A 20,812-nucleotide genomic window follows, 5' to 3' on the forward strand; every position below is an offset into this window, starting at 1 on the left:
TCGGCTGGATCGGTGAGAACGGCGTAACATCGGCTCTTGCACGGCACAATGACCTGATGTCGGCTAAAAATCATCATACAACAATCCAATTTTTGTATGTTGACATTATTTCTTGCCAACCCTACCGATAGCAACCCTGGGAGGATTATCGTGGCACTGACCAATGCGGATTTGCTGTTTCCCGCCGAACCTCAGACGCGCTCGCTCGCCCGCGATCTCTATGCCGGCATCAAGGACCTGCCGCTCGTCTGCCCGCACGGCCACACCGATCCGCGCTGGTATGCGCTGAACGAGCCGTTCCCCGATCCGGCGCAATTGCTCATCGTACCTGACCACTACATTTTCCGCATGCTGTTCAGCCAGGGTGTGCGGCTGGAGGATCTCGGCGTGGCGACCCTGGACGGCGCGCTGGTCGAGACCGACGGCAGGACGATCTGGCGGCGCTTTGCCGAGCACTACTATCTGTTTCGCGGCACGCCGACCCGGCTCTGGTTCGACCATGTGCTGGCGCATCTGTTCGGCATCGAAGAGCCATTGAGCGCCGAGACGGCCGACCACCATTACGACACGATCGCGACGGTGCTGCAGTGGGAGAATTTCCGGCCCCGCGCTCTGTTCGAGCGTTTCAACATCGAGGTCATCGCGACGACCGAAGGCGCGCTCGACGATCTCAAATGGCACAAGATGATCCGCGACAGCGGCTGGGAGGGCCGCGTTATCACGGCGTACCGGCCAGACGCGGTTGTCGATCCCGACTTCGATGGTTTTTCGGCCAATCTCGACCGGCTGGGCGAAATCACCGGCTGCGACACCGGTAGCTGGGCCGGTTATCTCGACGCACATCGCCAGCGGCGCGCTTTCTTCAAGAGTTTTGGCGCGACCTCGTCCGACCACGGCCATCCGACGGCGGAGACCGCCAATCTTTCCGACGCGGCGGCGCAGGAGCTGTTCAACCGCATCCGCCACGGCTCGGATGATGAGCGCGAGCGAAAGCTGTTTCGCGCCCAGATGCTGACCGAGATGGCCAAGATGAGCCGGGATGACGGGCTGGTGATGCAGATCCATCCCGGCTCCTGGCGCAACCATTCGCCTGACATCTTCCGGAAATTCGGCCGCGACAAGGGTTTCGATATCCCGACCCGGACCGACTATGTGACGGCGCTGAAGCCGCTGCTCGACTGCGTTGGACTGGAACGCGATCTCACCGTCATCCTCTTCACGCTCGACGAAACCAGCTATGCGCGCGAACTGGCGCCGCTCGCCGGCGTCTACCCGGCGCTGAAGCTCGGGCCGGCCTGGTGGTTTCACGACAGTCCGGAAGGCATGCGCCGCTTCCGCGAGATGACGACGGAGACGGCAGGCTTCTACAATACCGTCGGCTTCAACGACGACACCCGCGCCTTTCCGTCGATCCCGGCGCGTCACGATGTGGCACGACGGGTCGACTGCGCCTTCCTCGCCCGCCTCGTCGCCGAGCACAGGCTGCGCGAGGAAGAGGCGCATGAACTGGCCAAGGAGCTTGCCTACACGCTTGCCAAGAAGGCGTACCGGCTCTGAGCCGGGCGCCTTGATTTTAAAGGGAGGAAGTCATGTTGCATTTTTCGAAATTGACGGCAGCCACATTCGCTTTCAGTTCGCTGATGATCGGCATTGCCAACGCGCAAACCGTGCTGCGCTCGGCCGACACGCACCCCGACGGTTTCCGACGGTCGAGGCAGTGAAATACATGGGCGACCTGATCAAGCAGCGCACCAATGGGCGCTATTCGGTCGAGGTCTATCATTCGGCGCAGCTCGGCGAGGAGAAGGACACGATCGAACAGACGCAGACCGGCGTCATCGATCTCAACCGCGTCTCGATGGGACCGTTCAACGGCATCGTGCCGGAAACCGCGATGCCGTCGCTGCCCTATATGTTCCGCTCGGTCGAGCAGATGCGTCACGTCATGGACGGGCCGATCGGCGACGACATCCTGAAGGCATTCGAGGCGCATGATTTGGTCGGTCTCGCCTTCTACGATTCCGGTGCCCGCTCCTTCTACAACACCAAGAAGGACATCACCTCGATTGCCGATTTGAAGGGCATGAAGTTCCGCGTCATCCAGTGCGACGTGTTCGTCGACATGGTCAATGCACTCGGCGCCAACGCCACACCGATGGCCTATGGCGAGGTCTATTCGGCGCTCGAGACCGGCGTCATCGACGGTGCGGAGAACAACTGGCCGAGCTTCGAATCCGCCAAGCACTATGAGGTCGCCAAGCACTACACCACCGACGAGCATCAGATCGTACCGGAGGTGCTGGTGATGTTGAAATCGAGCTGGGACAAGCTCGCGCCGGAAGACCAGGCGATCGTGCGGCAAGCGGCCAAGGACAGCGTCGTCAAGATGCGCGAATTGTGGGACGCACAGGAGAAGAAGTCGCGTGATCTCGTCGAAAAGGCCGGCGTCAAGGTCAGCGAGATCGACAAGCAGCCGCTGATCGATGCGATGAAGCCGGTCTACGACAAATATCTGTCGACGCCCGAACTCAAAGACCTCGCCGCCCGTATCCAGGCGACCAAGTGATGTCGGCTGCGGGACGGGCCTTGCGTCCCGTCCCGCGCTTTTTTTGACAGGCTGAAGATCGGGAGGATCGGATGGCTTCCGGAATGGACAAGAGCGGGGCGGGAATGACCAGAAGCGGGGCGCCGCCACGGTTCAGTGTGGTGCTGTCGAGGATATGCGATGGCGCGCTCTATCTCGCCTGCATCGGGCTGGTCGCGATGACCGCGCTCGTCGCCTATCAGGTCTTCTTCCGCTTCGTGCTCAACAACTCGCCAAGCTGGACGGAAGTCACCGCCATCATGCTGATGAACTGGTTCATCTTCCTGGGTGCGGCGGTCGGCGTGCGCGAAAACTACCATATGGGCTTCGACGTGCTGCTCTATATCCTGCCGAAAGGCAGCAAATGGGCGCTGCGCACTCTGTCCGACCTGATCGCGCTCGGCTTCGGCTTCGGCATGGTCTGGTACGGCTGCAAGCTGGTCGGGCTGACCTGGCACACCATCATCCCGGCGCTCGAACTGCCTGGCGGCTTCGACTATCTGCCGCTGGTCGCCGGCGGCGTGCTGATCTGCCTGTTCTCGGCCGAACGTATCGCGCTGCGCTGGTCGGGCGTCGACATCGACAAGGACATCAATCTCGAAGACGTGCCGGAGATGCCGGCGGTGCAGGAGGCCTAGATGGAACTCTGGATCCTGTTCGGCGTCTTCACGCTGTTGATGTTTGCCGGGACGCCGATCGCCTTCTGCCTGGGGGCAGCGTCCTTCGCGACGGTGATCTATCTCGGCCTGCCGCCGGTGGTGGTGTTCCAGCAGCTGAAGTCGGGCATGTCGGCGTTTTCGCTGATGGCGATCCCGTTCTTCATCTTCGCCGGCGACCTGATGGTGCGCGGCGGCATCGCGCAGCGCATCGTTTCCTTTGCCGGCTCACTTGTGGGGCATGTCAGGGGTGGGCTCGGCCAGGTCAACATCATTGCCGCCACGCTGTTCGGCGGCATTTCCGGGTCGGCAGTGGCGGAGGCAGCGGCCGTCGGCGGGTTGATGATCCCGCAGATGAAGGCACGCGGCTATGGCGCCGACTATGCCGTCAACGTCACCTCAATGGCGGCGCTCATCGCGCTGCTTCTGCCGCCGTCGCAAAACATGATCATCTATTCGATCGCCGGCGGCGGCAAGATCTCGATCGCCGACCTGTTCACCGCCGGCATCCTGCCCGGCCTGTTGTTCGCGGCTTCGCTGATGGTTACAGCCTATTTCGTCGCCCGCAGCCGCGGTTACCCGGTCGAGGCTTTCCCCGGTTTCTCACGAGTCGGCCAACTGGCGGTCATCGCCATTCCTGGACTTCTGCTCATCGGCATCATCTTCGGTGGCGTCCGCTCGGGCATTTTCACGGCGACGGAAAGCTCCTGCATTGCCATTCTCTACGCCTTGCTGGTCACCGTTTTCGTCTACCGTTCGATGGGCTGGAGCGATTTCGTCCATGCCACCAAGGGTGCCGTGCGCACTACGTCGATGGTGCTGCTGATCATCGGCACGGCGGCTTCTTTCAACTGGCTGATGGCCTATCTCAAGGTGCCGGTGCTGCTGATCGCCGGCATGAACGCCATCTCCACCGACCCGCTGGTCGTGCTGCTTTTGCTCAACGTCCTGATGCTCCTGCTCGGCACCTTCATGGATATGGGGCCGATGATCATCATCTGCACGCCGATCTTCCTGCCGCTGGTCACGCATTATGGCGTCGACCCCGTGCATTTCGGCGTCGTCACCATCCTCAACCTTGGCATCGGGTTGAACACGCCGCCTGTGGGACGGTGCAGTTCGTCGCTTGCGCGGTCGGCAAGATCACGGTGTGGGAGGCGATGCGCTCGATCTGGCCGTTCTATGGCGCGGGTATCGTGGTGCTCGGGCTGGTGACGTATATTCCCGCCATTTCGCTCTGGTTGCCGAGTGTCTTCAAATAGGGGCGTGTTCAAATAGGGGACGATATGGCATCGGATACCGCAACCGACCTCAGGGTCGAAAGAAAACCAAAACTGTCGGAGACCGTCGTCGCGGCGATCCGCAAGCAGCTGCAGGCGGGCGAGATCCCGCCCGGCCACAAACTGCCGACCGAGGGCCAACTGACCGAAACTTTTGGGGTCAGCCGCACCGTCATCCGCGAGGCCCTGGCCAAGCTCGCCGCCGACGGCCTGGTCGAGCCGCGGCAGGGCGCCGGCGTCTTCGTCACCGAGCACATCTCGACGATGTTCGGCGCGCTGGCAGCCGACATGGGCAGCAAGGATTCGATCGCGCTCAACGTGCTCGAGGTGCGCCTGGCGATCGAGATCGAATCGGCCGGGCTTGCCGCCATACGCCGCAACGCCGCACAGGAAGCGGCGATCCAGGAGGCCTTCTTCGAGTTCGAGCGGCTGCTGCTCGCCAGCGAGCCGACCGGGCCGGCCGATCTTGCCTTCCACCGGGCGATCGCCAGCGCCACCAACAACCCGTTCTATGTCGAAATGCTCGACGTGCTCGGCCGGCGCGCCATTCCGTGCGACGTGACCTCGCCCTGGTCGACCGAACTGGTGCAGTCCGACAGCTACCAGCGCGGCCTGCAGCGTGAGCATCTGGTGATCCTCAATGCGATTACGTCAGGCGACGCCGAGGCCGCGCGCGAGGCGATGCGCGCGCATCTCTCGGCCAGCCAGCAGCGCTACCGCGAACGCCTGCATGCAAGGCAGGTTTATTATGCCCGTTCGGTCAAGGCCGCCGGTGATTGATCCCATCTCAAGTCAGGACAGCCATGAGCCAGAGCCACACCGACGTCACCTCCCGCTTTGCTATCGATCCGGCTGCCGCCGCGGCGATGGGAACCGATGAGCTTCGGCACAATTTCCATATCGAAGACCTGTTCCAGCCCGGCCGCGTCAGCCTGACCTATACCCATTATGATCGTATGATTGTCGGTGGTGCCGTGCCGGTGGCGGCAGCACTGCCACTGGAAGCGATTAAGCCGACGGGAACAAAGAATTTTCTCGACCGGCGCGAACTGATCGCGGTCAACATCGGCGGTGCTGGCAGTGTGAACGCAGGTGGCCAATCCTTCGAATTGCAGGCGCGCGACATGCTCTATCTCGGCATGGGCACGACGGATGTGTCGTTTGCCTCCGCAAATTCCAACGAGCCGGCCAAATTCTATCTGCTCAGCGCGCCGGCGCATCAGGCCCATCCCAACCGGCTGATCCGCCTCAGTGACGCCAAACGTCTCGATCTCGGCAGCAAGGACGCTTGTAACGAACGCTCGATCTTTCAGTTCATTCATGCCGAGGGCACAAAGACCTGCCAGCTGGTCGTCGGCATGACGCAGCTGGCACCCGGCTCGATCTGGAACACCATGCCGTGCCATGTGCATGACCGACGCATGGAGGCCTATCTCTATTTCGACCTGACCGATTCGGCCCGAGTCTTCCATTTCATGGGCGAGCCGGACGAAACGCGCCATATCGTCATGCGCAATGAGGAGGCGGTGCTGTCGCCGGGCTGGTCGATCCACTCGGGCGCAGGCACCTCGAACTACGCCTTCATCTGGGCGATGGCCGGCGACAATGTCGACTACACCGACGTCGATCCGGTGGCGATGGGCGAATTGCGGTGAGCAACCTTTCCGCCTTCAGCCTGGCCGGCAAGCGCATTCTCGTCACCGGCGCCAACACCGGCATCGGCCAGGGCATCGCGATTTCGATTGCCCGTGCCGGCGGCGCGGTGATCGGCGTCGGCCGTTCGTCGATGGACGACACGGCAGGCAAGGTCGCGGCCGTCGGTGGCCGGTTCGAGGCGGTGAGCGCCGATCTTGCCGACACGGCGGCCGCCGGTCCGATGCTGGACCGGGTCTGGGACGAAAACGGGCCGCTCGACGGGCTGGTCAACAATGCCGGCATCATCCGGCGCGCCGACGCCGTCGATCTGACCGAGACCGACTGGGACGACGTCATGGACGTCAATCTGAAGACGGCCTTCCTGCTCTGCCAGTCCTTCGCCAGGCGCGCCTTTGCCGGCGGTCGCCGGGGCAAGATCGTCAACATCGCCTCGGTGTTGAGTTTCCAGGGCGGCATCCGTGTCGCCTCCTACACCGCCTCGAAGCATGGCGTGCTCGGCATCACCCGGTTGCTCGCCTGCGAGTGGGCGGCAAAGGGCGTCAACGTCAACGCCATCGCGCCGGGCTATATCGAAACCAACAACACACAGGCGCTGCGCGCCGATCCCGACCGCAGTGCCGCCATACTGGGGCGCATTCCCGCGGGGCGCTGGGGCGAGCCATCAGACATCGGCGACGCCGCCGTCTTCCTGCTGGCGCCGGCTTCGGACTACATGCATGGCGCGGTGGTGCCGGTGGATGGCGGCTGGCTGGCGCGCTAGCGCAGTTCATCGTTTCACGGAAACGCCGAACTGCGCTATCTCGTTGTTTTGACGCAATTCCGGACGGAAAACCGTTTCACACTTTTCCTGGAATTGCTCGAAGGAGATGACGATGACAACGACGAAGCCGAAGATTTTCGCCCACGCCGGCGAGGGCGACTGGACGCCGACGCCTGACGGCAACAGGCGGCGGGTTCTCCTCTCCACCGATGAATTGATGCTGGTCGAATTCGGTTTCGACAAGGGCGGTGTCGGCGTCCTGCATTCGCATCCGCATGTCCAGTCAAGCTATGTCGCCGAGGGCCGTTTCGAAGTGACCATCGACGGCCGGATGGAAGTCCTTGAAACCGGCGGCAGCTTCATCGTGCCGTCCGGTCTGGTGCACGGCGTCAAGGCGCTGGAAGCGGGGCGGCTGGTCGACAGTTTTACGCCGCACCGGGTTGATTTCCTCACCTAAGGTAAGCCGCTGCCAATTTTGCGACCATCTCCGAAAATGAAAAACCCGCGCCTCAAGAGAAGGCGCGGGTTTATTGCCTGGGCGCTTGTCGCGCCGCGGTACTCAAAACATCACCGCAGGATCGGAAACCTGCCGGATCATGGTGAAGATAAACTTAATGCGCGAGCGTCCGCATGGTCCCGGCGGCCAGCGGCAAGCAAGCGATGCGTGGCCTCGAGAATGGCCTCGACCGGTGTGTCTGCGACGTTAGCCCTCCGTCCGCGTCTCGGCGCCGTCACCACCTCGACCATGTTCGACAGCGGCCGCCACCGCTCCAGATTGGCGCCGTTGTTGACGATCACCGTCGGTGTCATGACCGTGGCGAACAAATGCCCCAGGCCGCCTTCCATGCCGACATAGGCGGCAGCCACCTCGCCGAGTGCCAGCAGCAGGTCACCGAATGCCTCGACATCGAGCCCAAGATCAGGACCGATCATCGCGAGCCGGCTTTCCCTGGCGGCCAGGCTCTGTGGCGTCGGTCCTTTGCCCGGGGTGACCAGATACAGCACCCGGTAGCCGGCATCGATGAGGTTTCCTGATATGGCTGATATCTGGTCCTCGCTCATGAATTTGTTGCCCCTGGCGTTGCCGCCAAGCAGGATCAGCGGACGGTTGTCGGCGCCGACGAGCCGGCGCGCCAGGGTCCGGGCGGAGTGCGGAACATCGAGCCTGTGGTCGAATGGCAAGTGCCGGCCGACCAGGCGTTCGATCAGCCGATGGTAGCGCCAGGCATTGTGTTCGGGCCGCAAGGTCCATCTGGTGCCCCAACGCAGCGACAGCAGATAGCCGGCAAAATTGGGTTCGTAGTGAACGCCGCGGCCGAGAAGCTGCAATCCGGTCACCATCAGGCCGGGGACGCCCGTCCGGAAGTCGACGACCGTCTTCTGTCTGCCAGGCTGTGCGAATTCAGCGAGAATGTCGGCAAGCGGCTTCATCCTGAAGTCGTCGACCAGGGGAGCGGCATGCTTGTGCAACATGCCCATGAGCGAAGACTTGCCCTGGCAGCCATAGACGATATGGCTTCGCGGAAAGGCCGTTCTTGCCGCCCGCAAGGCCGGTATCCTCAGCAACCCGTCGCCGAGGGCGTCGTTGCGGACGTAGAAAATCAGCAGCGGCGCGGGCAAATCCATGGCCAGGCGGATCCGTTAGGGTATGGCGTCGAGAGGGGAGCCAGCTTCTGAGAAGATGACCCTAGAAGACAGCAAATTCCCGCTGAATCCAGAGGGAATATGCGCCAAAGGTAATAATGCGGGCGGTACAGAACCACATGGCCGCCGCCCCGCCTCGTCATTTCGGCATTGAGGCGGCGACGTTGGTCAGGTGATGTGCCGGAGCAGGCCGAAGAGCCGCTCGAACGTCTTGCCGTAGGGCGGGCGCAGCAGGGCGCCGGCGCTCAGGCGCGACTGCAGGAAAACCGGCTTCTCCTTGCTGAAAGTGCGGAAGCCCCATTCACCGTGATATGCGCCCATGCCGCTGGCGCCGACACCGCCGAAAGGCTGGTTCTCCTGCACCAGATGCAGCATGCAGTCGTTGATGGTGACGCCACCGGCGACGGTCTCGCGCAGGATGCGCTGGCGGTTGCCGCTGTCGTTGCCGAACCAGTAGAGCGCCAGTGGCCGGTCCGCCCGGTTCACATGGTCGATAGCGTCGTCGACGGTGGCGTATTCGACGATCGGCAGCACCGGGCCGAAAATCTCTTCGCGCATCAGCCGCAGGTCCGGCCCGGCATTGCGGACCAAGGTCGGCAACAGCTTCCGGCTCGTGGTGCCGAATTCTTCGCCGGCCGGGTTGATTTCGGTGACATCGGCGCCGGCATCGCGGGCTTCCGCGATCATGGCGCGCAGCCGCTGAAAGTGCCGGTCGCTGATGATGGCGGTATAGTCGGGATTGTCGCGGAGCGTCGGGTAGAGCCGCGCCACCGCGGTTGCGAGCTTGGCGGCAACCGTACCGGCCTGTCCTTTGGGCACCAACAGATAGTCCGGTGCGATACAGGTCTGCCCGGCATTGAGCAGTTTGCCGTAGGCGATGCTGGCTATTGCCGCATCGAGATCGCAGGAGGGGTCGAAGATCGCCGGCGACTTGCCGCCGAGCTCGAGCGTGACCGGGGTCAGGTTGGCGGCAGCGGCCATCGCGACATGGCGGCCGACAGCTGTCGAACCGGTGAACAGCAGATGATCGAATGGCATCGACACGAAGGCCTTGCCCATCTCGGCATCCCCGGTGATGACGCTCAACTCGTCGAGCGAAAAATGCTCGCTGGCGAGTTTTGCGAGCAGCTCCGAGAAAGCCGGTGTCAGTTCGGACGGCTTGACCAGCACGCGATTGCCAGCGGCAAGCGCTGCCGTGACCGGCGCGACGGCGAGCTGGAACGGGTAATTCCACGGCGAGACGATGCCGACGACACCAAGCGGCTGCGGCAAGAGGCGATTGCGGCCCGGCAGGAACGGCAAGGTGGTGGCGACACGACGCTCCCGCATCCAGCCTTTCAGGTGGGACAGCGTGTGGCGGATGCCGGCACGCACGACAAACAGCTCGGCAAGGCGCGTCTCGTGTGTCGAGCGGCTGCCGAAGTCGGCATTGATCGCGGCGCAAATGTCCGCCTCATGCCGCTCGGTCAGCGCCAGCAGGCGCTTCAGGCGGTCCTTCCGAACGCTGAGGTCCGGAAAGGGCTGCTTCTCGAAGGCGGCGCGCTGCAGCTGGAACCGTTCGCCGAGGACGTCCTGTCTCACCTGCAGCATCGTGCCCTCCCTGGCTCGTCTGGCCAAGCTTACATCCTAGCGCGTGAAGGAATCCAGCGGGGGTGCAGGTGTCGCCGGGGAAGGTGAGCCTTGGTTAGGCACGGCCAATCAGTTCGCAAATTCTTCTACCACCAACATGGAGTGATCGTTCCGGTTGTGTTCCGAGGACAGCTGCGCTACTCCGAAGCATCACGCGGAGAGTCTCTTGACCGGTTTCCACATCCTCTCCAATCCACGCAAAATCGCTTCCCGTCCGGTGTCCGTCTGATGTCGGCACAGACAGCGAGCCTTCGGGCCGAGGATCCCAAGCGGCGCGTCCTGAAGGACGTGTTCGGCTTCGACGATTTCCGCCCTGGCCAGGCCGATGTCATGGACGCGCTGCTCGGCGGGCGCCATGTGTTGGCCGTGATGCCGACGGGTGCGGGCAAATCGCTCTGCTACCAGGTGCCGGCGCTGGTTCTAGGCGGGCTCACCCTCGTCGTTTCGCCGCTGGTGGCGCTGATGCAGGATCAGGTCGCGGCTTTGCGGCTGGCGGGGGTTGGCGCCGATACGATCAATTCCTCGATCGACCGCGAGGCCAATGTCGCGGCCTGGCGGCGCGTGGCTTCCGGCCAGACGCGGCTGCTTTACCTGGCGCCGGAGCGGCTGATGACCGAGCGCATGCTCGAGGCGTTGTCGAGGCTCGACGTCAGCCTGATCGCCATCGACGAGGCGCATTGCATCTCGCAATGGGGGCCGGCGTTCCGGCCCGAATATGAAGACCTGTCGCGGTTGCGGCACATCTTCCCCAACGCGCCGATCATCGCGGTGACGGCGACGGCGGACGAGAGCACGCGCAGCGACATCGCCGCCCGGCTGTTCGCCGAGCAGGTCGAAACGCTGGTGCTGGGTTTCGACCGGCCCAACATCAAGCTGGCGATCGAATCCAAGCAGGACAGCAAGCGGCAATTGCTGCGTTTCATCGAGCGTCACGCCGGCAAGAGCGGCATTGTCTACTGCCTGTCGCGCAAGAAGACGGAGGAGATGGCGGCCTTCCTCGAGAAGAACGGCGTCACCGCGCTCGCTTATCATGCCGGCATGAGCAAGGAGGCGCGTGAGGCGAATCAAAACGCTTTCATGACGCTGTCAGGCGTCGTCATGGTGGCGACCATCGCCTTCGGCATGGGCATCGACAAGCCCGACGTCGCCTATGTCTTCCACACCGACATGCCAGGCAGTCTGGAGGCCTATTATCAGGAAATCGGGCGTGCCGGCCGCGATGGGCGGGATGCCGAGGCGCATATGCTGTTTGGCCTCGGCGATATCCGCATGCGGCGGCTGTTCATCGACGACGAGGATGCATCGGCCGAGCACAAAAAACGATCGCATCAGCGACTCAACACCTTGATCGGCTATTGCGAGACGGCGCAGTGCCGCCGTCAGGTGCTGCTTGGCTATTTCGGCGAGGAGGCGCAGCCTTGCGGCAATTGCGACAACTGCCTCGACCAGGTGCCGCGCGCCGATGGTGCGGCCGAGGCGCGCATCATCCTGGTGGCCGTCGCCCAGAGCGGCGAGCGCTTCGGCGCCGCCCATGTCATCGACATCCTGCTCGGCCATGAAACCGAAAAGGTGCTGGCCAGGAGCCATCAGAGGCTCGCCTGCTTCGGCAGTGGCGCGGCGCAGAAGAAGGATTTCTGGATGTCGCTGATCCGGCAGCTGGTCGCGAACGGTTTCCTGGAGCCGGACCCGAGCGGCCATGGCGGGCTCGCCATTGCGGAGAAGGGGCATGCGCTTGGCCGCGGCGAGATCCCGTTCCACTACCGTGTCGAGATGCGCAGCCGTGCCTTGCGCAAGATGCGAGCGGCCGAGGCTTCTGGTGCCGAAGGCGTCGATGCTTCGCTGCTGGCCACGCTCAAATCACTGCGGCTGCGGCTGGCCAAGGAGCGTCAGGTGCCGGCCTATGTGGTGTTCTCCGACCGCACGCTGATCGACATGGCCGAACGGCGTCCACGTGACCTTGATGCTTTCGCCGAAGTGAATGGTGTCGGAGGGGCGAAGCTCAAGGAGTTCGGGGCAATTTTTCTGAAGGCGATTGCCACGCATCAACCCAACGGATCGGCCTGAAGACCGCCCGCGCAATCGTCACATCTGTATCGACATGCCGCCATCGACGGTCAGGACATGTCCGTTGACGAAGGAGGCCGCGTCGCTGGCGAGGAAAAGCGCGGCGCCGGCGATCTCCTGCGGCCGGCCCCAGCGCTGCAGCGGGACCCGCTGGCGGGCGAAGGCAACCAGATCGGGGTTTGCCGCCATCGCGGCATTGGTCTCGGTGGCAAACATTCCCGGCGCGATGGCGTTGCTGGTCACGCCATGGGCGCCATATTCGACGGCCATGCTGCGCATCAGCCCGGTCAGCCCCTGCTTGGCGGCGGGATAGATGGCGTCGCCGGGCCGCGCCATCTCACCGACGATCGAAGTCACTGCGATCAGCCGGCCATGGCCCTGGGCCTTCATGATCTCCGCCGCATCGCGCGACAGTGAGATCGCCGACAAAAGATCCGTCCTGATCAGATCGAGGATGTCGTCGTCGTTGAACGCAGCCAGTGGCCGCCTGTCGCGGGCGCCGACATTGTTGACGAGGATATCGAGCCGGCCTTTGGTCTTGCTGATCTCGGCGATCATTGCGCGGCCCGCCCCGATATCGGCCACGTCGAAGACCGCCGCCTGCGCACTGCCGCCATTTCCGGTGATGGCGGAGACAGCGCCGTCGAGCGTCGCGGCGGTGCGTCCGGTCACCACGACATGGGCTCCGGCTTCGGCAAAGGCGCGCGCAATCTCGAAACCGAGGCCTCGTCCGCCGCCGGTGATCAGCGCCACGCGTCCCTGCAGGGAAAATCTTTCGAAAATGCTCAAGCTGGCCTCTATGCGCATAGGACGGCAACACCGACCCCATGCGGCAATCGGCGGCTCAGCTTAGTGTTCCATCGAAGCCGGTGAAAATAAACTTAATGCGCGGGCGCCCCGAAAATGAATGGCTCAAAGTCGGCCAGCGGTCGATTTTCCGATAAAGCGCGGCAGCCCAGGCCAACCCTCATGGCCAGGCATGTTGCATGGAATTGACCGACAGCCAGGCAATCAGCGGCAGCGCCAGCAGGAGTGCCAGGCGCAGCCCTGCCGATCGGGCTCCATCGAAATCACTTCGCCGGAGCCTCAACCATGCCTGCACGGCGGCGCCAAGAGCCAGCAAGGCATAGAGGCCGGCCAGCGCCCACAGGAGCTGTTCGCCGGTTACCGGGATGCCGCCGTGTTTGAGCGCATCGCCGATGGCGGCTCCCGGTACCGCCACGAAGAAAACTCCCGTGATCGCGAACAGGAAGCCGATCATCGAGCCAGGAAACGCTGTCGCCGACAGTGCGACGGCCACCGCCAGCAGGATAAGCAAGGTTATGAACGCGCGCTGGGTCACTGCCGGGAACTCCGTCCGCCGGCAAGCAATAGCAGCGAAGGCTTAGAGATCCGTTGTCATTGCCACTAGGCGCGGTGGCCTGAATCCGGATGGTCATCGGAGGCGTCACCCGTTCCGAGGTCTCCAGAGCCGCCGCCTCCGTAAAAGTTTCGGAACCATTTTAGCGCATGCTAATTGAACCGCGATTGTCGCGGTCAGTTCATGCGCTTCGCTGCACGATTTTCGGGAGGAATGACAAGATGAGCGGCAACCCCGATGATCCACCAATCGAAAGACGCTCACATCCCAGGACGGCCGTTCTAAAGGATGGAACCATTATCACCGAGGATATGACAATCGCTTGCTCCGTCAGAAATCAGCACGCTCATGGTGCGGAGCTACGGGTGGAGCCGGGCGTGGTTGTTCCCGAACGGTTCGTCCTGCACGTCCATGCGGATGGTGTCGAATATCGTGCCGTGGTGCGGTGGAGGAAGAACGAGCGGCTTGGCGTACAGATCTATTGAAGCAGGATGCCGTTGGCGAACCGGACGCCAGAACCTAGGCAACTGGCCGAACTTATCGCGTCATGACCCTGCATGAGTGCTGTTGAAGGCTGTGCGGGAAGTGACCGGTGAAGCAGATCCCCCTACGCTACTTCGTAGCTTCCGTCGTAAGAGTGGCGGAGAGGGAGTCAGGACACAAGCCCGGAGTTCTGCGGGGTTGAGGTGGGTAGTTTGCCGGCACATACGTCAGCACATACCTATTGCACGGACTGCGGCCACGTGCGCCATCAGGAGGCCGGCGGGAACGTTGGTGCCGGGGGGCGCGACTCGGTTAAATAGGCCGCATGACCACCACCACCGTCCGCGCCGTCCAGAGCAAGATGCAGACGAAGCCCGTCCCCAGTGGCTGGGCGACGACCCGCTGACTGTATACCTTGACAACTATCGGGATAATCAGATCGCGACCTTCGCCAACAAGCCCGAGAGGGTGGCCGACCTTATGAAGATCGACGGGTTGCTGCTGAAGCTGTTGAATGGCGCGATCAACCCGAAGCCCTTTGTGCCGATGACGTTCATGCTGCGGGCGCACGCTGCCTACCGAGCAGCAGTCGGCGCAGTCATGGCGGGACAGCTCTACGAGGCGCAGGGGCAGATGCGGCTCTGCTTGGAGCATGCTGCCTACGGCTTCTACATCGGCGGTGACGAGGAGCGATGGAAGCGGTGGATGAATCGGAATGACAATGCTGCGGCGAAGAAGGTGGTTCGCGACGAGTTTCAGTACGGCAAGATCAAGACCTACATCACCGGGCAAGCGAAGAGGCTGGGGGAGCACTTAGAGCAACTCTACGAGCGGCTGATCGACTTCGGCGCGCACCCAAACGAGCAGGGCTTCTCGTTGAACTCCGCTATCCGCAGGGACAGTGGGAACGTCCATTTCGACACGGTCTATCTGCAGGGTGACGGCCTGCCCCTCGACTTCGCCCTGAAGACTGTCGGCCAAGTCGGCCTGTGGATTCTGTTCGTGATGCAGCCGATCTACAAGGAGCGCTACGAGTTGCTTGGCATCCGTGTCGAGCTAGAGGAGATCAGAAGCCGCTTCTGACTCCCCCGCAGAAGGTCACGGCGGGGTCTAACCTTCCGTTACCTTCGACCCCAGCTTTCCAAGCGTACACGTCCCGGCCTTCTCGCCGTCACATGGCCGCGTGTGCGGCCGGCACGGCCACTGTCACAGACACTGCCTATTCGCCCATGAACTAATCCCACAGACCAAGGGCATCAGTTTCCTTGCCTTGATCCGCCGCCGTCCTCTCTTTGCGCAACTCCTTGAACGCTCGGATAAGGGGATGCGTCCTGAGCCACTTCAAGCCACCGTCTGACAGCGGCAGGTCTGCGGTGGTTCTCAGGGTGCAGAATGTCTCCATCGCGACGATGTTACCCCAAAGTTCACGGACGCCAGTTTCTCCTATAGGACCAAGCGTACCGTGGCCTGTCCTGTGGCGTGCCGCATATGCTGCCATGATCATCTCGATGCCGGTCTCATCGAAGAGGTCATCGCCGAACCACTCATTGATCCCCTTGGCCAATCTGCTGACCCGCATCTTGCGAGGCTCGCCCCGCACGCTCCGTAGCTGGCCTTTGATCCAGCTTTCATATTCTTCGAGATTGCACTCCCTCGCCTTCGCGACAGCTGCGTTAACGACTTCTTCCATCTTGGAAGGTCGTTCGTCGTTCCGGTCTCCGGGCGCTGCTCGCTCTATAACCTCATACCATCGGCATGCATCGAGAGCCCGCTCAGCGGTAACGCTGCTAAAGCGCCTCAATGCGGCCAGCATCAGCCCAGTAGATCCATCCCAGCCACTTTGGCGCTCAAGCCAGACGCGCAGGACAGACTGAAACGCATCGCGATCCGCCTCATTGTCCACCGAGATAGCGATAGGATTGCCGCTATGCTGTCCCGATGTCCGCTGGTCCTGCCAATAACACACGATGCGAATGAGTCTTGGGAGGCGCATCCATGTGCCTGATAGTCATCTCCTCGATGCGTAGGTCGCGCCAGCTTAGAAGCGAGAATAGCGATACCAAATACATCACCTGATCGATGCACTCGTCCGGCTCCGCACCCTCATCGAAATGAAGCGCCAACCACGGCTCGGTCGGGGTCCACTTATCTCGTATGGGATCACCCAACAGTGCAAAGTCCAGAGTGAGTTTGCCGCCCGCTATGTTCATTTCGAAGATTGTTCGATCCGGCATGTCATCGACCGACAAGTCCGCGATCTCCCGCGCCCGATCTTTGGCCACAGGAAATCACTATCGGGTCCAACGCGAAACGACACTGATCGAGCCCGGCTACCAGCAGCCCATGCAGTCTCGCCCGAGATGGCAAGGTTTGCGACAATGCGTTGGTGGTAGACATGCCCCACCTCACCGCGCCGCCAGAACGGTCCCGTGGGACCGAACTCAACATTGCGGAAGAGAGATACAACCCATGCCTTCGCTGTATGCAGGTAGATAGGTGCTTCCGCGTTGACGTTCGGCCGGCTACTGAATCCAACGAATTCTGCCCAAACGCGATCTGCCTCCACGTGCAGAACGCCTGCCTGCCCGGTAGTCTGATCGCGGCAAGCAATCGCATCACCAATCTCGATGTCGCGTTGTACCAAGAGCCGTTCTCCCGTTGAGGCGGATATTGGCCCCAGTAGCCCCAGTCTAGTCGGCCGCTAAACCGTCCGCTACCTCCAAGCATCAACGACCGATTCGGGCCTTCCCGCCGCCACAGGGCCGCGTACGAGGCCGCATCACTATCGGACGGCCACTACCGGCTTAAAAGCCCGGAATCGCTGGGAATTCTGGACGATGCTGGACGACTGTGGACGGTGGGGTGCGATTAGCGGAATGGCGGAGAGGGAGGGATTCGAACCCCCGATGGGCTTGCACCCATGCCGCATTTCGAGTGCGGTGCATTCGACCACTCTGCCACCTCTCCGCGGTCATGGTCGGCCGTTGCCGGCGCGGCGCACTAGATAACGGCTGAACGGGCAGGTTACAAGGCCAAATCCACCGATATTTGGCATGTCATCTGGCCTGCCGGGCAAGCAGCGGATTCAAGGCGGTGTTATCGGTCGATCCCATACAGTTTCACGGCCAGCCATGCATTGTCGTCGCCAGGCGACGGTAACGCTGGGCAGTCATGTTGACACGCCCGGTCTTTGCCGGCCAATAACAGTCTCGGCAACGGCTGTTTGCCTTGACTCACAGCGAACCTTCGGTTAGGGACAGCGCGCAATCGGCGTGGAGGGTTCTTCCACGCCGCTTGTTTTTTGAACCCGCAGACTGACAAAAAGACGGCCGAACCGCCTCAGGCGGTTCATCGAGGCCGACCGAACAGCGAAAGGCAAAAAATGTTCGCAGTCATTAAAACGGGCGGTAAGCAGTATCGCGTTGCCGCCAACGATCTCCTGAAGATCGAAAAAGTCGAAGCCAATGTTGGCGATATCGTCGAAATCGGCCACGTGCTCGCGCATGGCGAGGGCGAGAATGTCACGTTCGGTGCGCCGTTCGTCGATGGCGCTCTGGTCACCGCCGAAGTCGTCGAGCAGGGCAAGAACCGCACGGTCATCGCTTTCAAGAAGCGCCGCCGCCAGAATTCGCGCCGCAAGATCGGCCATCGCCAGCTTCTGACCACCGTGCGGATCGCCGAGATCCTGCTGGGTGGCGCCAAGCCGGCCAAGAAGGCCGCCGTGAAGGCGGAAGCCAAGGCTGAGGTTTCTGCCGAGGCGAAGGCCGAAGCCGCGCCGAAGGAGGCCAAGGCCAAGAAGGAAGCTGCCCCCAAGGCAGAAGTGACGGCCGAGACGGCCGCCGCACCGTTGTTCAAGGCGCCGAAGGGCGAGCCGGACGACCTGACCGTGATCAAGGGCATCGGCCCGGTCGCCGCCAAGGATCTCGCCGAGCAGGGCATCATCACCTTCGCGCAGCTGGCCAAGCTGACCGACAAGGATGTCGCCAAGATCGACGAGCACATGCCGTTCAGCCCCGACCAGATCAAGGACTGGCGCGAACAGGCCAAGGAACTGGCGAAGAAGTAATTTTTCCGGCGATCAGGTCGCCGGATCGGACTTGAAACGGAACGCGAACGCGTTCATAAGGCCTTTTAGGCGCCTTGCGGCGCAACGGAGTTAGTTAGATGGCACACAAGAAAGCTGGCGGCTCGTCGCGCAACGGTCGCGACTCGCATTCCAAGCGTCTGGGCGTGAAGAAGTTCGGCGGCGAAGCCGTCATCCCGGGCAACATCATCATTCGTCAACGCGGCACGACCTGGCATCCCGGCGTCAATGTCGGCATGGGCACGGACCACACCCTTTTCGCGCTCGAATCCGGCGCCGTGACGTTCAACAAAAAAGCCAATGGCCGAACCTACGTATCGGTCAACCCGATTACCAAAGCCGCGGAGTAGCCGGTTCCGCACTAGAACACCGGCGCCCATCTCGGGGACCGGTGTCTGGCAAAGCCAGGAAAAGGATCAGGGGAGATGGGTTTCCATCTCCCTTTTTCTTTGCCTGGAGGACTGCAAATGGTTGCCGAAGCGGGAGACTCAGAAGACGAAAGTTACGCGATAGACTGCCCGGTGCTGGTCACCGAGCGGCTGGTGATGCGGGCGCCGCGCGAAAGCGACATCGCGCAACTGGTCGAGCTTGCCGACAACCGCCATGTCGCCGAAATGCTGGCGCGCATGCCGCACCCCTATGGCGAGGCCGAGGCGCGGGCCTTCCTGGCCATGACCAAGTCGCGCCGCGCCGGCATTGTCTATGCGCTGACGCTGGCCGGCACCGACACCTTCGTCGGCTGCGCGGGCTTGAACACCACCGATCGCGGGCTGGAGCTCGGCTACTGGATCGGCGAACCCCACTGGAAGCGCGGCTATGCGACGGAAGCCGCCCACGCGCTGGTCGACCTCGCCTTCCAGAAGACATCGGTCCAGGTGCTGCATGCCTCGACGCGGGTCATCAATCCGGCCTCGCGCCGGGTGATCCACAAGTGCGGCTTCCAGTATGCCGGCCAGGGCATGCTGAACTCGATCGTCGCCGGCCAGGTGCCGGTCGAACGCTACAGGCTCGACAGGAAGACGTGGATCAGCCTCAGGAACTGGGTTCATTTCTGATGCATGGCGCCGGTGAAGCCAATGGTTGATGACAGCAGCGATATTGAATCGGTCGAGATCGTGCCGCTAGCACTTGGGCATATCGAAAGCTTTCATCACGCGCTGGATGTCGTTTCGCGTGAGCGAAAGTACTTGTCCTTTCTTGAGGCGCCGCCGCTGGATCAAGCCAGAAGATTTGTGATGGACCGAATCGCAAGAGGCGATCCAGGCTATGTAGCAGCTGTTCGTGGCGAGGTTGTCGGCTGGTGCGACATCACTCGCCATGATCGGCCCATACACGCTCATCGCGGCATGCTTGGGATGGGCATTGTCCCGTCTTATCGGGGGCGTGGCCTGGACGGAAGCTCATCAATGCAACCGTGGCGCCAGCGCGCAAGGACGGCTTTGTCCGTATCGAGCTTTTCGTGCATTCCGACAATGCCCGCGCCATCACGCTTTACGACAAGGTCGGATTTGTCAGGGAGGGAGTGCAGCGCGACGCGGTCTATATCGATGGGGAATATCGCGATGCGATCATGATGGCGATCGTCGAACGCGAAAACGCAGCCGGATGAAGAGCCATCAGCCCAGTTCGGCCCACACCGGCAGATGGTCCGAACCGGTTGCCTTGTCGTCGACCCACAGGCGCTGCAGCGATCGGGCAAGCGAGGCGCTGGTGAAGACGTAGTCGATGCGCTTGTGGCGGCCGGCGTTGGCAGGGTCCTTGGGATCGACCCAGCTGACGAGATCGTCGCCGGTGACGTTCAGGCGCACAGCGGCATCGACGGCGAAGTCGGCGGTCAGCGGCATGCCGAATTGATGGTCCGGCCGGCCGGCGAGTTCGACATATTCGGGCGAGCCGGCCAGCATGTTGAAATCGCCCAAGGCCACAAACGCCTCGGGGTGCGGCAATTCCGGCAGGCCGATCTCGGCGACGCCGGACAGCGCGCCGCCCTCAAGCGCATAGTTCAACAGGCGCCGGCGCAGGAACTGGATCTGGCTGGCGCGTTCGACCGGACTGCGGTGATCGAGATGGATGGAATAGAAGCGGATGAAGCCAAGCGGCGTCTCGATCAGTGCCTCCAGCGCGCCGCGCTGGAAGTTCATCATCTCGAAACTGCGGCTGCGCGGCAAAAGCAGGTTGCGCGACAGATGAATGGGCGTTTTCGACAGCATCATGTTGCCGAGCTGGAAGGTCGTGGTGATGGCGCGGCCGTTCTCGATGCGCGAGCCGATATTGGCCTCGAAATTGCTGCCGTAGACGGCGAAATAGTCGGGCAGCGCCTCGCCGATCTCGGCGACCATGTCACGGCTGCCGTTTCTCGGATTGTTGCGGGTGACCTCCTGCAGCGCGATCACGTCGGCGCCGCGCACGGCATCAGTGATCCGCCCGACATCGTACTGCCCATCAAGACCGATGCCGTACTGGATGTTGTAGGTTACAAGCTTCATACCAACATTTCTCCGGCCGACCCCAAGCGGCCATTGTCACAAAACGGCCTCGCCCTTGGCCGCGCCTTGGTTTAGAGCAAGGCCCAAGGTTTAGAGCAATGCCGCAAGGCCAATAAAAGAAACTGC

At 62.3% G+C, this 20,812-nt stretch carries 19 protein-coding genes, 1 tRNA gene and 3 pseudogenes; 15 read left to right on the top strand and 8 right to left on the bottom strand.

Annotated features, from left to right (window positions below; all coding sequences use genetic code 11):
- Positions 1 to 96: 96 nt before the first annotated feature.
- From uxaC to AC0V7N_RS07515, 8 genes and pseudogenes are all read left to right on the top strand, one after another.
- Positions 97 to 1,557, top strand: a complete 1,461-nt coding sequence (gene uxaC / locus AC0V7N_RS07480; protein ID WP_475456107.1) for a glucuronate isomerase — start codon at positions 97 to 99, stop codon at positions 1,555 to 1,557.
- Between the two features lie 32 nt (positions 1,558 to 1,589).
- Positions 1,590 to 2,566 (top strand): annotated as a pseudogene (locus AC0V7N_RS07485) (TRAP transporter substrate-binding protein).
- A gap of 71 nt (positions 2,567 to 2,637) precedes the next feature.
- Positions 2,638 to 3,222, top strand: a complete 585-nt coding sequence (locus tag AC0V7N_RS07490) for a TRAP transporter small permease (RefSeq protein ID WP_475456109.1) — start codon at positions 2,638 to 2,640, stop codon at positions 3,220 to 3,222.
- Positions 3,223 to 4,502, top strand: a pseudogene (locus AC0V7N_RS07495) (TRAP transporter large permease).
- Positions 4,503 to 4,526: 24 nt separating this feature from the next.
- Positions 4,527 to 5,300, top strand: a complete 774-nt coding sequence (locus AC0V7N_RS07500) for a FadR/GntR family transcriptional regulator (RefSeq protein ID WP_475456111.1) — start codon at positions 4,527 to 4,529, stop codon at positions 5,298 to 5,300.
- Between the two features lie 23 nt (positions 5,301 to 5,323).
- Positions 5,324 to 6,175, top strand: a complete 852-nt coding sequence (gene kduI, locus AC0V7N_RS07505) for a 5-dehydro-4-deoxy-D-glucuronate isomerase (protein ID WP_475456113.1) — start codon at positions 5,324 to 5,326, stop codon at positions 6,173 to 6,175.
- On the top strand, positions 6,172 to 6,936 hold the full coding sequence (gene kduD, locus AC0V7N_RS07510; protein ID WP_475456115.1) for a 2-dehydro-3-deoxy-D-gluconate 5-dehydrogenase KduD: 765 nt from the start codon (positions 6,172 to 6,174) through the stop codon (positions 6,934 to 6,936). Before kduI ends, kduD begins: the two co-directional genes overlap by 4 nt.
- A gap of 112 nt (positions 6,937 to 7,048) precedes the next feature.
- Positions 7,049 to 7,393, top strand: coding sequence for a cupin domain-containing protein (locus tag AC0V7N_RS07515; RefSeq protein ID WP_475456117.1), 345 nt, complete (start codon positions 7,049 to 7,051; stop codon positions 7,391 to 7,393).
- Positions 7,394 to 7,530: 137 nt separating this feature from the next.
- Here AC0V7N_RS07515 and AC0V7N_RS07520 read toward each other — a convergent pair whose 3' ends face one another.
- On the bottom strand, positions 7,531 to 8,562 hold the full coding sequence (locus AC0V7N_RS07520) for a glycosyltransferase family 9 protein (protein WP_475456119.1): 1,032 nt from the start codon (positions 8,560 to 8,562) through the stop codon (positions 7,531 to 7,533).
- Positions 8,563 to 8,748: 186 nt separating this feature from the next.
- Positions 8,749 to 10,170, bottom strand: coding sequence for a coniferyl aldehyde dehydrogenase (locus AC0V7N_RS07525; protein WP_475456121.1), 1,422 nt, complete (start codon positions 10,168 to 10,170; stop codon positions 8,749 to 8,751).
- A 267-nt stretch (positions 10,171 to 10,437) separates the two neighbouring features.
- Here AC0V7N_RS07525 and recQ point away from each other — a divergent pair, with 267 nt between their 5' ends.
- Positions 10,438 to 12,273: a DNA helicase RecQ gene (recQ, locus tag AC0V7N_RS07530; protein ID WP_475456123.1), complete on the top strand. Its 1,836-nt coding sequence runs from the start codon at positions 10,438 to 10,440 to the stop codon at positions 12,271 to 12,273.
- 18 nt (positions 12,274 to 12,291) lie between these two features.
- Here recQ and AC0V7N_RS07535 read toward each other — a convergent pair whose 3' ends face one another.
- Positions 12,292 to 13,062 carry an SDR family oxidoreductase gene (locus tag AC0V7N_RS07535; RefSeq protein WP_475456125.1) on the bottom strand — a complete coding sequence of 257 codons (771 nt, stop codon included), beginning with the start codon at positions 13,060 to 13,062 and terminating at the stop codon, positions 12,292 to 12,294.
- 178 nt (positions 13,063 to 13,240) lie between these two features.
- Positions 13,241 to 13,615, bottom strand: a complete 375-nt coding sequence (locus AC0V7N_RS07540; RefSeq protein WP_475456127.1) for a hypothetical protein — start codon at positions 13,613 to 13,615, stop codon at positions 13,241 to 13,243.
- A gap of 239 nt (positions 13,616 to 13,854) precedes the next feature.
- On the opposite strand from AC0V7N_RS07540, the gene AC0V7N_RS07545 reads away from it, so the two are divergent.
- Together AC0V7N_RS07545 and AC0V7N_RS07550 are read left to right on the top strand one after the other, a co-directional pair.
- Positions 13,855 to 14,118 (top strand): PilZ domain-containing protein, encoded by a 264-nt coding sequence (locus AC0V7N_RS07545; RefSeq protein WP_475456129.1) that lies wholly within the window; start codon positions 13,855 to 13,857, stop codon positions 14,116 to 14,118.
- A gap of 478 nt (positions 14,119 to 14,596) precedes the next feature.
- Positions 14,597 to 15,199 carry a hypothetical protein gene (locus tag AC0V7N_RS07550; RefSeq protein WP_496627776.1) on the top strand — a complete coding sequence of 201 codons (603 nt, stop codon included), beginning with the start codon at positions 14,597 to 14,599 and terminating at the stop codon, positions 15,197 to 15,199.
- Between the two features lie 151 nt (positions 15,200 to 15,350).
- On the opposite strand, the gene AC0V7N_RS07555 is transcribed toward AC0V7N_RS07550, so the two are convergent.
- The 3 genes from AC0V7N_RS07555 to AC0V7N_RS07565 form a co-directional block, all read right to left on the bottom strand.
- Positions 15,351 to 15,806 (bottom strand): hypothetical protein, encoded by a 456-nt coding sequence (locus AC0V7N_RS07555; RefSeq protein ID WP_475456132.1) that lies wholly within the window; start codon positions 15,804 to 15,806, stop codon positions 15,351 to 15,353.
- Between the two features lie 235 nt (positions 15,807 to 16,041).
- The gene (locus AC0V7N_RS07560; RefSeq protein ID WP_475456134.1) at positions 16,042 to 16,365 is read right to left on the bottom strand and encodes a hypothetical protein; all 324 of its coding nucleotides are present in this window, start codon (positions 16,363 to 16,365) and stop codon (positions 16,042 to 16,044) included.
- Positions 16,366 to 16,993: 628 nt separating this feature from the next.
- A tRNA-Ser gene (locus AC0V7N_RS07565) sits at positions 16,994 to 17,083 on the bottom strand.
- Between the two features lie 415 nt (positions 17,084 to 17,498).
- On the opposite strand from AC0V7N_RS07565, the gene AC0V7N_RS07570 reads away from it, so the two are divergent.
- The 4 genes and pseudogenes from AC0V7N_RS07570 to AC0V7N_RS07585 all read left to right on the top strand — a co-directional run bounded on the left by AC0V7N_RS07570 (position 17,499) and on the right by AC0V7N_RS07585 (position 19,809).
- Positions 17,499 to 18,182: a 50S ribosomal protein L21 gene (locus tag AC0V7N_RS07570; protein WP_475456136.1), complete on the top strand. Its 684-nt coding sequence runs from the start codon at positions 17,499 to 17,501 to the stop codon at positions 18,180 to 18,182.
- 98 nt (positions 18,183 to 18,280) lie between these two features.
- Positions 18,281 to 18,550, top strand: a complete 270-nt coding sequence (rpmA, locus tag AC0V7N_RS07575; RefSeq protein WP_010912120.1) for a 50S ribosomal protein L27 — start codon at positions 18,281 to 18,283, stop codon at positions 18,548 to 18,550.
- Positions 18,551 to 18,667: 117 nt separating this feature from the next.
- On the top strand, positions 18,668 to 19,255 hold the full coding sequence (locus tag AC0V7N_RS07580) for a GNAT family N-acetyltransferase (RefSeq protein ID WP_475456138.1): 588 nt from the start codon (positions 18,668 to 18,670) through the stop codon (positions 19,253 to 19,255).
- Positions 19,256 to 19,258: 3 nt separating this feature from the next.
- Positions 19,259 to 19,809 (top strand): annotated as a pseudogene (locus AC0V7N_RS07585) (GNAT family N-acetyltransferase).
- Between the two features lie 7 nt (positions 19,810 to 19,816).
- Here the strand turns inward: AC0V7N_RS07585 and AC0V7N_RS07590 are convergent.
- Positions 19,817 to 20,686 carry an endonuclease/exonuclease/phosphatase family protein gene (locus AC0V7N_RS07590; RefSeq protein ID WP_475456140.1) on the bottom strand — a complete coding sequence of 290 codons (870 nt, stop codon included), beginning with the start codon at positions 20,684 to 20,686 and terminating at the stop codon, positions 19,817 to 19,819.
- Positions 20,687 to 20,812 lie beyond the last annotated feature (126 nt).

The sequence above is a fragment of the Mesorhizobium kamtschaticum genome (genome assembly GCF_056174585.1).